13 protein-coding genes and 1 pseudogene are annotated in these 11,881 nt (G+C 62.0%); 9 read left to right on the forward strand and 5 right to left on the reverse strand.

Annotated elements, in window-relative coordinates; genetic code table 11:
* The first annotated feature begins 194 nt into the window (after positions 1-194).
* Positions 195-851, forward strand: a complete 657-nt coding sequence (gstA, locus tag QQZ18_RS00005; protein ID WP_342398903.1) for a glutathione transferase GstA — start codon at positions 195-197, stop codon at positions 849-851.
* Between the two features lie 139 nt (positions 852-990).
* Complete coding sequence (locus QQZ18_RS00010) at positions 991-1,953, forward strand: LysR family transcriptional regulator (RefSeq protein WP_284537231.1); 963 nt, start codon at positions 991-993, stop codon at positions 1,951-1,953.
* A gap of 248 nt (positions 1,954-2,201) precedes the next feature.
* Here QQZ18_RS00010 and QQZ18_RS00015 read toward each other — a convergent pair whose 3' ends face one another.
* Complete coding sequence (locus QQZ18_RS00015; protein ID WP_284537232.1) at positions 2,202-3,107, reverse strand: hypothetical protein; 906 nt, start codon at positions 3,105-3,107, stop codon at positions 2,202-2,204.
* A gap of 427 nt (positions 3,108-3,534) precedes the next feature.
* Between QQZ18_RS00015 and QQZ18_RS00020 the strand changes: the two genes are divergently transcribed.
* A complete protein-coding gene (locus QQZ18_RS00020) occupies positions 3,535-4,821 on the forward strand; it encodes a hypothetical protein (protein ID WP_284537233.1) in 1,287 nt (428 codons plus the stop codon).
* 338 nt (positions 4,822-5,159) lie between these two features.
* Here QQZ18_RS00020 and QQZ18_RS00025 read toward each other — a convergent pair whose 3' ends face one another.
* The gene (locus tag QQZ18_RS00025) at positions 5,160-5,381 is read right to left on the reverse strand and encodes a helix-turn-helix domain-containing protein (RefSeq protein WP_284537234.1); all 222 of its coding nucleotides are present in this window, start codon (positions 5,379-5,381) and stop codon (positions 5,160-5,162) included.
* A gap of 209 nt (positions 5,382-5,590) precedes the next feature.
* On the opposite strand from QQZ18_RS00025, the gene QQZ18_RS00030 reads away from it, so the two are divergent.
* From QQZ18_RS00030 to QQZ18_RS00040, 3 genes are all read left to right on the forward strand, one after another.
* Positions 5,591-5,890, forward strand: coding sequence for a DNA -binding domain-containing protein (locus tag QQZ18_RS00030; RefSeq protein ID WP_284537235.1), 300 nt, complete (start codon positions 5,591-5,593; stop codon positions 5,888-5,890).
* Positions 5,891-6,006: 116 nt separating this feature from the next.
* The gene (locus QQZ18_RS00035) at positions 6,007-7,998 is read left to right on the forward strand and encodes a conjugal transfer protein TraG (RefSeq protein WP_284537236.1); all 1,992 of its coding nucleotides are present in this window, start codon (positions 6,007-6,009) and stop codon (positions 7,996-7,998) included.
* A gap of 8 nt (positions 7,999-8,006) precedes the next feature.
* The gene (locus tag QQZ18_RS00040; RefSeq protein ID WP_284537237.1) at positions 8,007-8,444 is read left to right on the forward strand and encodes a ribbon-helix-helix domain-containing protein; all 438 of its coding nucleotides are present in this window, start codon (positions 8,007-8,009) and stop codon (positions 8,442-8,444) included.
* On the opposite strand, the gene QQZ18_RS00045 is transcribed toward QQZ18_RS00040, so the two are convergent.
* From QQZ18_RS00045 to QQZ18_RS23730, 3 genes and pseudogenes are all read right to left on the reverse strand, one after another.
* The gene (locus QQZ18_RS00045) at positions 8,441-9,628 is read right to left on the reverse strand and encodes an MFS transporter (RefSeq protein WP_284537238.1); all 1,188 of its coding nucleotides are present in this window, start codon (positions 9,626-9,628) and stop codon (positions 8,441-8,443) included. The two genes, QQZ18_RS00040 and QQZ18_RS00045, sit on opposite strands and share 4 nt — an antisense overlap.
* Positions 9,552-9,827: a hypothetical protein gene (locus tag QQZ18_RS23725; protein ID WP_446728600.1), complete on the reverse strand. Its 276-nt coding sequence runs from the start codon at positions 9,825-9,827 to the stop codon at positions 9,552-9,554. Before QQZ18_RS23725 ends, QQZ18_RS00045 begins: the two co-directional genes overlap by 77 nt.
* Before the next feature lie 45 nt (positions 9,828-9,872).
* A pseudogene (locus tag QQZ18_RS23730) lies at positions 9,873-10,010 on the reverse strand (MerR family DNA-binding transcriptional regulator); the annotation flags it as partial.
* Positions 10,011-10,259: 249 nt separating this feature from the next.
* Here QQZ18_RS23730 and trbB point away from each other — a divergent pair.
* Genes trbB through QQZ18_RS00065 form a run of 3 tightly spaced genes read left to right on the forward strand, consistent with a single transcriptional unit; the run spans position 10,260 to position 11,877 of the window.
* Positions 10,260-11,267, forward strand: a complete 1,008-nt coding sequence (trbB, locus tag QQZ18_RS00055) for a P-type conjugative transfer ATPase TrbB (RefSeq protein ID WP_284537240.1) — start codon at positions 10,260-10,262, stop codon at positions 11,265-11,267.
* A 35-nt stretch (positions 11,268-11,302) separates the two neighbouring features.
* A complete protein-coding gene (locus QQZ18_RS00060) occupies positions 11,303-11,596 on the forward strand; it encodes a TrbC/VirB2 family protein (protein ID WP_284538722.1) in 294 nt (97 codons plus the stop codon).
* Entirely contained in the window at positions 11,596-11,877 is a 282-nt protein-coding gene (locus tag QQZ18_RS00065) for a VirB3 family type IV secretion system protein (RefSeq protein ID WP_284537241.1), read from the forward strand. The genes QQZ18_RS00060 and QQZ18_RS00065 overlap by 1 nt, the downstream gene beginning before the upstream one ends.
* Positions 11,878-11,881 lie beyond the last annotated feature (4 nt).

The following is an 11,881-nucleotide window of genomic DNA, read 5'->3' on the forward strand; positions in this document are numbered from 1 at the left end:
GAAAGATTCGCCGATTTCGTAGATGCGGTGAACGTGTTCTTCCGGAAAACTTTACCAAGCCAATGGCTCAAGTTGAGAGACTTTATATCCGATGACTTCCATATCATCGATCCGAGAAATTTCCGGGTTTTGATGTAGGCCGGGTATATCAAGAAAATATGGGAGTAATTTTTATTATATCACGGGACCTGCCAATGTGGGCGGCGATCTATCCCCACATCGAGGTCCCGACGATGAAGCTCTATTTCGCCCCCGACACCTGTTCGCTCTCGCCGCACATCGTGCTTCAGGAACTCGGACTGCCCTACGAGCTCGTCCGCGTGAACAATCGGACGAAACGCACATCCACGGGAGAGGACTTTCTTGCCGTCAATCCGAAGGGCTATGTCGCGGCACTCGAACTCGAGACCGGCGAGGTTCTGACCGAAGGACCGGCCATCGTTCAGTATTTGGCCGACCTGAAGCCGAAAGCGGGATTGGCTCCGACCGCCGGTACGCTGGCGCGGGTTCGGCTGCAGGAATGGCTCAACTTCATCACCAGCGAGGTCCATGCCGGATCGAGCCCGCTGTTCAATCGAGCCTTGCCGGAGGAGGCGCTGGTGATCTTCCGGGACCGGCTGTTCCGGCGCCTCGACTTCATCGAGGTGAACCTCGCATCTCAAGATTATCTGGTGGGCGACGGCTTCACGGTCGCCGACGCCTACCTTTTCACCGTGCTCGGCTGGATGAAGGGGTTTTCGATCGATCTCGACCGTTGGCCGGCGACCGCGCGCTACATGCAGCGGATCGGCGCGCGAGAGTCAGTGAAAACTGCATTGGCGCGGGAGGCGGAGACGTCTCCGGTGGGATGAAGAGGGCCGCAGCACAGGACCGACGCTGGCTATGGACTGGCAGCTCCATTGAGGGTTGGCTTCGCGCCGACCCTCAATGGCTTATCGAGACTCTCGCCTCTCAGCGATCGCCCGAGCGCTTAGTGAGATAGGAGGCGCAATGCGGCGACGAGCGAACAATGGCCAGGAGGTCGTTGATCAACAGAATGCGCTGTTGAGAGGCCGCATCCCCCTCGTGGCGCTGATCCAGACGCTGTCCGTTGCCGAGTATCTGAATTTTCGACATGCGGCGAATGCTCTCGGCGTCAGCCAGTCGAGTGTGAGCACCAGGATCAAGGCGTTGGAAGAGGATCTCGGTGTTGTTCTGTTCGAGCGTCGCCACCGCGGTGTCCGCCTGACTGATGCAGGCCGAAGCTTCATTGCGGAAGTGGCGGCGGGGATCGGCCATCTCGATCTCGCGATCAAGACCGCAGGGTCGGTCATGAACGGCGCGGTTGGTCACTTGTCGATTGGGCTCTTGTCTTCGATCGGGCCGGGGTTCCTGGCCGATCTGCGCCATCGGTATCGGGACGAACATCCGGAAATCGAACTCGCCCTCTTCGAAGGACGCTCAGACGAAATCATTCGTCAGGTCCGCGAGGCCAAGCTCGATATCGCCTTCGTGGTAGGGGCCGTGGACGCACCCGATTGCCATTCGCGGCAGCTATGGTCGGAAACCTTGATGGCCGTGCTGCCGCAGGACCATCCATTGACGTGCGCGGAGCGTCTCGTGTGGCACGACCTTGCCTCAGAAACCTTCCTGGTCCGGCAAGCCGGTGCCGGTCCCCAGGTCCTGGACCACATCGTTCGCAGGCTCGTCGAACGAGAGAAGACGCCACGCATTCGTCGGTGCGATGTTGGTCGAGACACGCTGATGCACATGGTTGCAGATGGCGAGGGGATCACGCTGACGAGCGAAGCCGCGTCTCACGTCCCGTTTCCCGGCGTCGTGTTCCGGTCTATCGCCGATGAGCCGAACCGGGCCAGATTCAGCGCGGTCTGGTCGCCACACAATCGCGATCCGGCCCTCAGACATCTGCTTGATCTTGCTACCGAGATGAGCAGATTGCGCCCACCCGGTTAAGACAGACACTCGTCAATTGACCGAACGTGACCCAACGAGGGCGGTCTGTCTCGTTCGTCTGGAACGGAAGCTTTGCGCTTTCCATTTGGCCATTCGGGCCGACTTTTCGTTTCCCCAAAAGCTAACAGTCCACCCCACCAGCCGCAAGGCGGAAACGGGGTGGGAAGGCGACTGTCCGGTTTGGGTGAGCCCACACCAGAAAGCCGACGTGTATTACAACACTGTGGGCACCTCTTTATAACTGGAGGTCAATCAGGGTAACCATCATCTGTGTCCCATCCGTCAGGTGGTACGGGACTAGGCAGCATTCTCCCCCCTTTCTCAATACGCCGGATGTTTTCAGCCATCCACGCAGCCTTTGCACGCTCCCTCCGCAAAGCCTCCTGGCTATAGATGTGCAAGCTCAAATTTCCGGTCCAGCGGCCATGGCCTTCAAGATCAAAATCGACCTCCAAGCGCAGACGGTCGTCAACAGGCGTTGCGTCCGGGATCCGCACGCCGAGGACGTGCCTGACGCACACTAAGGGAGGGTATTCGCTGGCTTGTCTTCCGAGCCTGGCTGGAGCGGGCACGCAGGCGAGGCGTACCAGTTCGCACTTCACGAGATGCTCAAACCAAGTTGATCCGCGTAACGCATCATAAAGCTCGGAAAGGTGACTTCCGCCCTCCATGTTGGCAAACCAGGTGGCGGGCGGCTGCTCAAGGACCGCCTCAAAGGTCTGTTTCCAATACTCCTCTCCGGAAACCACCTTGCCGGTGTGTCGGCTCATTCCCGCAAGCTCCGACGCAGGCCGGCGGCGGGCACCGGGCAGCCATTGAAACGTCATGTTCCACGCTACCCCTTCGCGCGCGACTTCCGGTGCTTCTGCAAGGAGTCCGCCGAGGCCGAGTTCACTCAGTAGAACGTACCGGGACAGCGCCGGCTGCGCGTCGAAATGGCGGACGAAGGAGAACAGATCCTCGGCGGAACCCTGCAAGAAGAACGCCAAGTGCAGAACGATGCCGGACGCATTGAAGCGGACAACCTGCCCACCAGCGACAATATTCGGTCCGATCGCGATCAGCCCGACCTCGGTCTCGACGCGCGTTCCCAAGCGGGCGAATTCGGTGTGGTCACGCCGGATGCGCTTCAGGGTTTCGGGTGGAAAGCGCACGGCATCTCGATCAACGATCCCGTCGCAACTACGGCACAACCATATTCCATTGTCGATATCTGATCTTTGCTCTGGCGTGAGCGAAGAATCGTATCGTCTCGCACCCTGTCCCGGCGCTGCTGCAGTGATGTGGGACGCGATACCGACATTCATGAATGAAGCAGGCGACTCGTCGCTAGGCCCGGTCGTCGGCGTCTTGCAGATCGAACAGCGATGCCCTGCTCGTCCGGCGAGAGCCCTCCTGGTTGCCTCGGAAAAGTCGTCTCGATTTGAACTCACGATTTGGCCTCTTTGACTTGATGTGCTGAGAGGAAGCTACACGGCCGCGCATCGCTATGATCGAGCGCATCAGGGGCCCGCCGTCGATTGGTATTTTGATACGCCGCTCCCCATATCTTTGATAACGAGCATGCCAGAAGGGGAAACCATGTCAGCACGAGAGGATTGCATCGTTACCGGCGATCGGATCACACCTGCGAATAACTCGAAAGCGCACGTAATCCCGAGCGCGCTCGGCGGGCGCCTGAAGCCAAAGGACATCCTCTCGCGCGTCGGAAATGGGATCCTCGACGACAAGTTCGACTATCCGCTGATCGAAGCCTTCCAGGCGATCATGAACCTGATCGGCGGGTCGGCCGACCGTTCGAAGTCGACTATAGAGACCAGGATGCAAGGAGAGGACGGCAAGATCTTCGTTTTCTCCTTTGGGGAGCATCTAACGCCTCTGCGTCATGAGTTTGTCGAGGAGGAAGTGGGTAACGAGACTCGTTTCACAATCGCCGCGAGGACGCTCAAGGAGGCAAAAACTCTCTTGGGAAGGATCAAGAAGAAGCATCCGCAATTCGATATCGATGAGGCAATGAAACATGCCATCACCGAGCACCGTTGGCCGGAAGGACCGCTGCATCTCAACATGCAGATGGGACCGAGAATCCTTTTCCCTTGGGCGTTCACCGCCGCCGCAGTCTTCGCGACCTATCACGGGCAGGCAGTTCCACCTGGTTTCCACACGTATGTCGATCGGTTCGATCTTGATGCGCCAACTCTTCCGCCCGACACATTCTTCTTCATGCCGCAAAGCCGATGGATCGAAGCGGCGGGTGAAGTGACACATCGCCTGGCACTTGTCGGCGACCCGACAAAAGGGCGGATGCTTTTCTACGCGGAGTTGTTCGATGCCTTCGGTGTCGGCGTCACTTGGCAGTTTGACGGCGATGAGCCAGTTTGCGAGACGTATGCTGTGGATGTCATCGCCGGTAAGGAAATACCGGTAACCGTGGATATGCCTATGATTATGGCGATGCCATGGGCCGCCACGCATAAGCTCGGCGATACCGAACTGTATAAACGGACGACGGACCGCATCGGACGCCTCATGCAGGTGTCTGTTAAACGGCAGTTCGACCGCGAAGTCGAAGACGCTCTGACGCGCGCGTGGGGGCCGATAGATGGCAGGCGGCTAAGACCAGAGGATTGGGTTAGGCTTCTTGAGGAGTTTGCCAAGCTGACCGAAAACATTTGGACTAATCCCGCCGTCACGCCGGACATTCGCGCGCGGATGATCGAAGGGTTCGCCGAAGTCAGCGCCAACATAGCCCAGAAAGTTCCAGTGCCGTTCCGTGCAGCTTTCGGCCAACTTCTGAACCCTCTTCAGGATCGGCTCGTCAGGATCCACCGTGCCGCGACCGCCCGTGAGGCATCCGCGGCCGTGTAAACGCGGGTGGCTCCAGGCGACATTCCGGCCCTTCCATCCGATAGCCGCAATGTCCCTCCAGTCCGACTTCTTTCCCTCCGCGCGGGTGCCCCTGGATCTGTCCTTAGTCCTGCTGGCTATGCGAATGGCAGATATTGAACGATCACTGAGACGCGATGAATGACCACGATGGGGTCGGACGCGGTCATGAAGAATTCCCAGGCTAATATGGCAACTATACCTTGACCGGCTTCAAGACCGGCTAGTCCGCTCAGAGCCCCATGGCAACCGCAGCACAAATGGCGACCGCATCCAGATGTTAAGCGGGACCGCCTTTGCCGGATGCGCAAGGAACCAAATCAGCGCGATTTGGCTGACTCCTTCAAAAGCTCACCCGGCTCAATTCCAAGCGCCTCTGCAATCTGCCCAAGAACCGTGACGCTGGCGGAAACGTCGGCGCGCTCGATCGCGCCGATATAACGCGCGCTCAGGCCGGACTGGTCGGCCAGCTCTTCCTGCGTCATTTGCTTGTCATGGCGCAGCCGACGCAGATTGACTGCCATAACCTCCTTGAGATCCATGGCGAAATGAGAGCCTGCGTCGGAATGATCGTTCCAGGAACGATCATTCCGATTCGCACTGAACCGTGCTATAGATCCGCTCGGCCAAACGATGCATTCCAGCCCGCTACCGGAAAAAGGCGTGGTTCACCAAGCTGTTTGTCTCAAAATTGAAGAGCTGTTGAACTATTCCTTGCGGGCCGCTGTACTGTCGAAAGGAGGGCCATCCTATGCGGATACGCCCCGCACTCGATCCCGATGTCGACGATCTCGCTCCCAGCGGGCCAGAGATCACGGTCTACGACGAACGCCACTTCGTCACGTATCTGCGACTGCTCGATGCTGAGACGGATGGGGCGGACTGGACCGAAGTGGCTCGTATCGTGCTGCATCGTGATCCCGGGACTGAAGGGGAACGCACGCACCTCTGCTGGCAAAGCCATCTCAATCGTGCTCGCTGGATGACGAAGGCCGGCTATCGCAAGATACTGGAACAGGCGGCGACCGAGGCGCTTTCGGCGCGGCACTGAGCGTCCTTTTTCTTCGCCGTGGTATCCGAAACCCCGATGTTTCGGATTTTCTGTTGCTTCTGGCTGGCACGGCTATTCTCTGATCGGCTCCGTCTCTTTTGCCGGTTGGAGCCTTTATGTCCGGAAGCCGCGTCCTGTGGGGACAAGTCGCCATCGTTCTCATGATCGTGCTCACTGCCATCTGGTGCGCGACGGAGTGGACGGCATGGCGGCTCGGCTTTCAGGCACAGCTTGGGCAGCCCTGGTTCGATCTAGCTGGCTGGCCGATCTACTATCCGCCGCTCTTCTTCTGGTGGTGGTACTGCTACGACGCCTATGCGCCGCCGATCTTCATTGAAGGCGCCTGCATCGCCGTGTCGGGCGGCTTCGTCTCGATCGTCGTCGCCATCACCCTGTCCGTGATCCGCGCTCGGGAGGCGAAGAACGTCGCCACCTATGGCTCGGCGCGATGGGCGGAGCCGGAGGAAATCCGCGCTGCTGGATTGCTCGGCCCCGATGGCGTGCTGCTCGGCAGGCTCGACGGCGACTATCTGCGCCATGACGGTCCCGAGCATGTACTGTGCTTCGCGCCAACCCGATCCGGCAAGGGCGTCGGCCTCGTCGTGCCGACGCTGCTGACCTGGCCGGGCAGCGCGATCATCCACGACATCAAGGGTGAGAATTGGGGTCTGACGGCCGGCTTTCGGTCGAAGCATGGCCGCGTGCTGTTGTTCGATCCGACCGATCCGGCTTCGTCGGCCTATAATCCGCTGCTGGAGGTGCGGCGTGGCGACAAGGAAGTCCGCGACGTGCAGAACATCGCCGACATCCTCGTCGATCCAGAAGGTGCGCTCGACAAGCGCAACCATTGGGAAAAGACCAGTCATTCGCTGCTGGTCGGCGCGATCCTGCATGTTCTCTACGCGGAGCCGGACAAGACGCTGGCCGGCGTCGCCAACTTCCTCTCCGATCCGAAGCGGCCCGTCGAAGCGACGCTGCGCGCCATGATGAGCACGCCACACCTCGGCAAGGCCGGTGTCCACCCGGTCATCGCGTCTTCGGCCCGAGAGCTGTTGAACAAGAGCGACAACGAGCGGTCTGGCGTGCTCTCCACCGCCATGTCGTTCCTCGGCCTCTACCGCGATCCCGTCGTCGCGAAGGTGACGGCCCACTGCGACTGGCGCATCGCCGATCTGGTGGAGGGGGAGAGGCCGGTCAGTCTCTACCTCGTGGTTCCGCCTTCAGACATCAACCGCACTAAGCCGCTGATCCGCCTGTTGCTCAATCAGGTCGGACGGCGGTTGACCGAAGACTTGAAGACCTCCGCCAACCGGCATCGGCTCCTGTTGATGCTCGACGAGTTTCCCGCGCTCGGCCGGCTCGACTTCTTCGAGTCGGCTTTGGCCTTCATGGCGGGCTACGGCATCAAGAGCTTCCTGATCGCGCAGAGCCTCAACCAGATCGAGAAGGCTTATGGCGCGAACAATTCGGTGCTCGACAATTGCCATGTGCGCGTCGCCTTCGCCACCAATGACGAGCGCACCGCCAAGCGGGTGTCGGACGCGCTCGGCACCGCGACCGAGATGCGCGACTCCACCAACTATGCCGGACATCGGCTGTCGCCCTGGCTCGGGCATCTCATGGTGTCGCGGCAGGAGACGGCCCGGCCGCTGCTGACCCCCGGCGAGGTGATGCAGCTTCCACCGGCCGACGAACTGCTGCTGGTCGCGGGTGTGCCGCCGGCGCGGGCGAAGAAGGCCCGCTACTACGAGGATGCCCGGTTCCGCGAGCGCATCCTGCCGCCGCCGAAGGCAGCGACAGCGACCCTGCCGGCAGCACAGTTCGCGGATGATTGGTCGGCTCTGGCGATTCCGACCGCATCGGCTGGAGCAACATCCGACCACGGGAATGCCGTGAGCGTCGATCCGGCCAATGCCGGCATTCGCCGCGAGCCGGAATTGCCTGAGCATGAAGAGATCGCACCACCCGAGCGATCCCCCCTCAGCGAGTTCGATGTCCTCGAAGACGATTCCGATGTTGACGCCGCCCGAGCCAGCCGTTTGCGCCGGCAGGTCACATCGAATGCCCGGCAGGCGACGATGGACCCGGCCGATGGCCTCGAATTGTGAGGACGGCCATGCAGACCAAGACCCGCATGAATGTCTATTTCGACCCCGACCTCCTGAAGAAGGTCGAGGCGCTGGCGCTTCGACGCAACATTTCCAAATCCGCCGTGATCGAAGCCGCCGTCGCATCTTTCCTATCGGCTGATGCATCCGAGCGGCTGGAGGCCGTGTTTGCCCGCCGTATGGACCGGATCGGTCGACAGATTGACGGACTGGACGAAGACCTCGCCATCCTCGGAGAGACGCTTTCGCTGTTCATCCGCTTCTGGCTGACCATCACGCCGCCATTGCCCGACAGCGCGCAGGCCTCGGCGCGGGCGAAAGGCGCAGAGCGCTTCGAGAGCTTCCTGCAAACGCTCGGTCGAAGGCTCGCGACTGGGGATCGCTTTCTGAAAGAGCTGTCCCGCGATGTCGACGCGATCCAAGAGGAGACGAACGCGAGCACCTAACTCGCCTCGCATGGGACAGCCTTCGTTCGGGACTGTCGGTCGACGAGATTTACCCCTAGCGCTGCAAGCGTGCAGACGCCGAGCAGAATGGCCGCGTTGATGGTGTCCCCACCTCCGATCCAGCCGGCGACGATCGGCGCAAGCACGAGCAGCGCACCGTTGTTCATCGATTCTGACGACGCCAGCACGAAGCCGGCATCGGTTCCGGCTCGGCTCGCCTGAATGGCGGTGTTGGCGGGGGCGGCGAGGCCTGATGCAAAACCCCAGAGAGCCAATAGTCCGATTGCCAAACCGAGGCTCGGGTCGATTGCGAGGAAGGCGCTCTGCGTTACGAAGATAAGCGCGATGGCGAAGATGAGGACAGTCTCTGGACGTCCGGCCCAGGCGGTGAGGCGACCGATGGCGAGATTGCCTGCCGCGAGGCCAACCCCGAAGGCGGTGACCGAGAGTCCGATCATGCTGGTCGAAAGGCCGTAGCGGCTGCGCAGTACCTCGCCGGAGATCAGGAAGCCGGCAATCGTTGCACCGAGCCAGAAGCCCTTGGAGAGGTTGGGCCGGAGGATCGCGCCTTCGAGCAGGCGAGCCGCCGAGGCTTTGAGCGGCTGGCCCTGCCGCGCAACAGACGGCGGCAGGATGCGCGCGGCCAGCACGAGAACGGCGAGGCAGCCGCAGGCGACGGCGATGAACGGTGCTTGCCAATCGAAGGCATCGGTGAGGAGCCCCGCGAAGGTCGGCCCGGTGGCAATGCCGAGGGTCAGGCCGAAGAGGACGAGGCCCATGGCGCCGGCTTGGCGGGGTTCGGGAACCGTCTCGGCGATGAGGGCGAAGGCGGTCGGTGTCAGGGCTGCGCCCGCTGCGCCACCGAGAATGCGGGCAATGATCGCGAAAGTGAGCGACGGCGCGAAGGCGACGGCCAGCGCATCGGCGGTAAACAGAGCCAGTGCCGGCAGGAGCAGGCGGCGGCGGCCGATCCGGTCACTGAGGAGGCCAATGAGCGGGGCGAGCACGGCGTAGGACACCGCATAGGCCGAGACGAGCCAGGCAATGTCGGCGGGCTTAGCGGCGAAAGCCGACGCCAATGGCGTCAGCATCGGTGCGAGCATGAATTCAACCGCGCCGACGAAATAGACCGCGAGCGCCAGGGTGGCGAGGATGAGCGAGGGTGATGGGGCTGGCTTCGGCATGGGCAAGCGTCTCCGGTACGCTGGTGTCGTCCTGACCGGAGGCAGCCTTCAGGGTGATGAGAAGCTTCTGGCGACGGGTTTCGAGATCGGCCATCTGCCGTTCGATCGCCGCGAGCTTCAACCGATGTGCAGCGGCCACCTTCGGACAGGCGGTGACCGTGGCGGGATCGTCGACGATGCAGTTGAGAAAGGTCGCGATTTCCTCGGTGGTGAAGCCGAGCCGGATCATCCGGCCGATGCGGCGCACCAGAAGCACGTCGGCTTCGTCGAAATCGCGATAGCCGTTCTCCTCGCGGGTGGCGCGGATCAGGCCGACCTTCTCGTAGTGACGGATGGAGCGCACGCTCGCCCCCGTCCTTTTTGCAGCGTCTCCGATCTTCATCCGCCCTCCTGCTGTATCTCGTAACCCCTGACATCAATGTCAGGGTCAAGGGTAAATCGATCAAGGAGCAATCGGCATCAACTTGCGCCGATCGTTCTCAAGGCGAATACGAGATTCCGCCGATCGCCGCCTTTTCTTCGCCAAGGCCGCACGTCATCAAATCCTTGTTGAATCAGCCCAATTTCCGGCCCTTTTAATCGACCCCGTCTGGGGACTGTCTGACTTCTCCCCGGCGAGATCGGGGATCGGATGGCGGCTTCGCACCACAATTCTGAAGGGCTTGCACGCGGCGCGCGGATGCTGCGCACGGCGCTCGGCCCCGCCATCACGCGGTTACTAGAAGACCCATCCGTCGTCGAAGTGATGCTGAACCCGGACGGGCGCATCTGGATTGATCGGCTTTCCGAAGGGCTGTCGGATACCGGCGAGCATCTGTCGCCGGCAGATGGTGAGCGCATCGTGCGCCTGGTCGCGCACCATGTTGGCGCTGAGGTTCATGCAGGTCGTCCGCGCGTCTCGGCCGAACTGCCGGAGACCGGCGAACGTTTCGAGGGGCTGTTGCCACCCGTGGTCGTGGCCCCGGCCTTCGCCATCCGCAAGCCCGCTGTCGCCGTGTTCATGCTCGACGATTACGTCGCTGCTGGGACCATGTCGGTGGCCCAGGCAGCGGTATTGCGAGCCGGCGTCTCCTCCCGCGCCAACATTCTCGTCGCGGGCGGCACTTCGACCGGCAAGACGACGCTGACCAACGCGCTGCTGGCGGAGGTGGCGAAGACATCCGATCGCGTCGTCATCATCGAAGATACGCGCGAGCTGCAATGCGCGGCACCCAACCTCGTCGCGATGCGAACCAAGGACGGCGTCGCCTCGCTCTCCGATCTCGTTCGCTCTTCGCTACGCCTGCGCCCGGACCGCATCCCGATCGGTGAAGTGCGCGGCGCCGAGGCCCTCGACCTCCTGAAGGCCTGGGGCACCGGCCATCCCGGTGGCGTCGGCACGATCCACGCCGGCAGCGCCATCGGTGCTCTACGGCGCATGGAACAGCTCATCCAGGAAGCCGTCGTCACCGTTCCGCGCGCGCTGATCGCCGAGACCATCGATCTCGTGGCCGTCCTTTCCGGCCGTGGCTCCGCCCGCCGGCTCACCGAACTCGCCCGGGTCGATGGCCTTGGTCCGGACGGCGATTACCGCGTCGTACCCGCCGTCGACAACGCATCGAACGCGATCAGCACCACCCCGGAAGGAGAAGCTCCGTGATCAAAGCCGCACGCCTCGCGCGCCAACGTCTCACCATGACCGTATCCGTCGTCGCGCTCGGCGTGGCGGTGACGGCACCCGCCTATGCCTCCGGCTCGTCGATGCCGTGGGAACAGCCGCTGCAGCAGATCCTTCAGTCGATCGAAGGCCCGGTCGCCAAGATCATCGCGGTGATCATCATCATCACCACGGGCCTGGCACTCGCGTTCGGCGACACCTCGGGTGGCTTCCGTCGCCTAATCCAGATCGTCTTCGGTCTGTCGATCGCGTTTGCCGCCAGTTCGTTCTTCCTCAGCTTCTTCTCGTTCGGCGGCGGGGCGCTGGTCTGATGGCGGGTGTCGGCGACCAGAACGGCGAAGTGCCGGGCTTCACCGTGCCGGTTCACCGGGCGTTGACCGAGCCGATCCTGCTCGGCGGCGCGCCGCGCGCCATCGCGATCATGAACGGCACGCTCGCTGGCGCGGTGGGCCTTGGTCTGCGTCTCTGGCTGGTCGGCATCGCCATCTGGGCGATCGGGCACTTCGCGGCGGTGTGGGCGGCGAAGCGCGACCCGCTGTTCGTCGAGGTCGGTCGCCGCCATCTGCGCATCCCCGCGCATCTCTCGATCTGAAGGG

It is taken from the genome of Pleomorphomonas sp. T1.2MG-36 (genome assembly GCF_950100655.1).
Taxonomy (GTDB): domain Bacteria; phylum Pseudomonadota; class Alphaproteobacteria; order Rhizobiales; family Pleomorphomonadaceae; genus Pleomorphomonas.

Bases quoted from the DNA above. Each gene is read 5' to 3' on its own strand.
- QQZ18_RS00010 (WP_284537231.1), top strand. From the start codon at position 991: ATGCGGCGACGAGCGAACAATGGCCAGGAGGTCGTTGATCAACAGAAT.
- QQZ18_RS00060 (WP_284538722.1), top strand. From the start codon at position 11,303: ATGACCGTATCCGTCGTCGCGCTCGGCGTGGCGGTGACGGCACCCGCC.
- QQZ18_RS00025 (WP_284537234.1), bottom strand. From the start codon at position 5,381: ATGGATCTCAAGGAGGTTATGGCAGTCAATCTGCGTCGGCTGCGCCAT.
- QQZ18_RS00045 (WP_284537238.1), bottom strand. From the start codon at position 9,628: ATGCCGAAGCCAGCCCCATCACCCTCGCTCATCCTCGCCACCCTGGCG.
- QQZ18_RS00040 (WP_284537237.1), top strand. From the start codon at position 8,007: ATGCAGACCAAGACCCGCATGAATGTCTATTTCGACCCCGACCTCCTG.
- gstA (WP_342398903.1), top strand. From the start codon at position 195: ATGTGGGCGGCGATCTATCCCCACATCGAGGTCCCGACGATGAAGCTC.
- trbB (WP_284537240.1), top strand. From the start codon at position 10,260: ATGGCGGCTTCGCACCACAATTCTGAAGGGCTTGCACGCGGCGCGCGG.
- QQZ18_RS00035 (WP_284537236.1), top strand. From the start codon at position 6,007: ATGTCCGGAAGCCGCGTCCTGTGGGGACAAGTCGCCATCGTTCTCATG.
- QQZ18_RS00030 (WP_284537235.1), top strand. From the start codon at position 5,591: ATGCGGATACGCCCCGCACTCGATCCCGATGTCGACGATCTCGCTCCC.
- QQZ18_RS00065 (WP_284537241.1), top strand. From the start codon at position 11,596: ATGGCGGGTGTCGGCGACCAGAACGGCGAAGTGCCGGGCTTCACCGTG.
- QQZ18_RS00020 (WP_284537233.1), top strand. From the start codon at position 3,535: ATGTCAGCACGAGAGGATTGCATCGTTACCGGCGATCGGATCACACCT.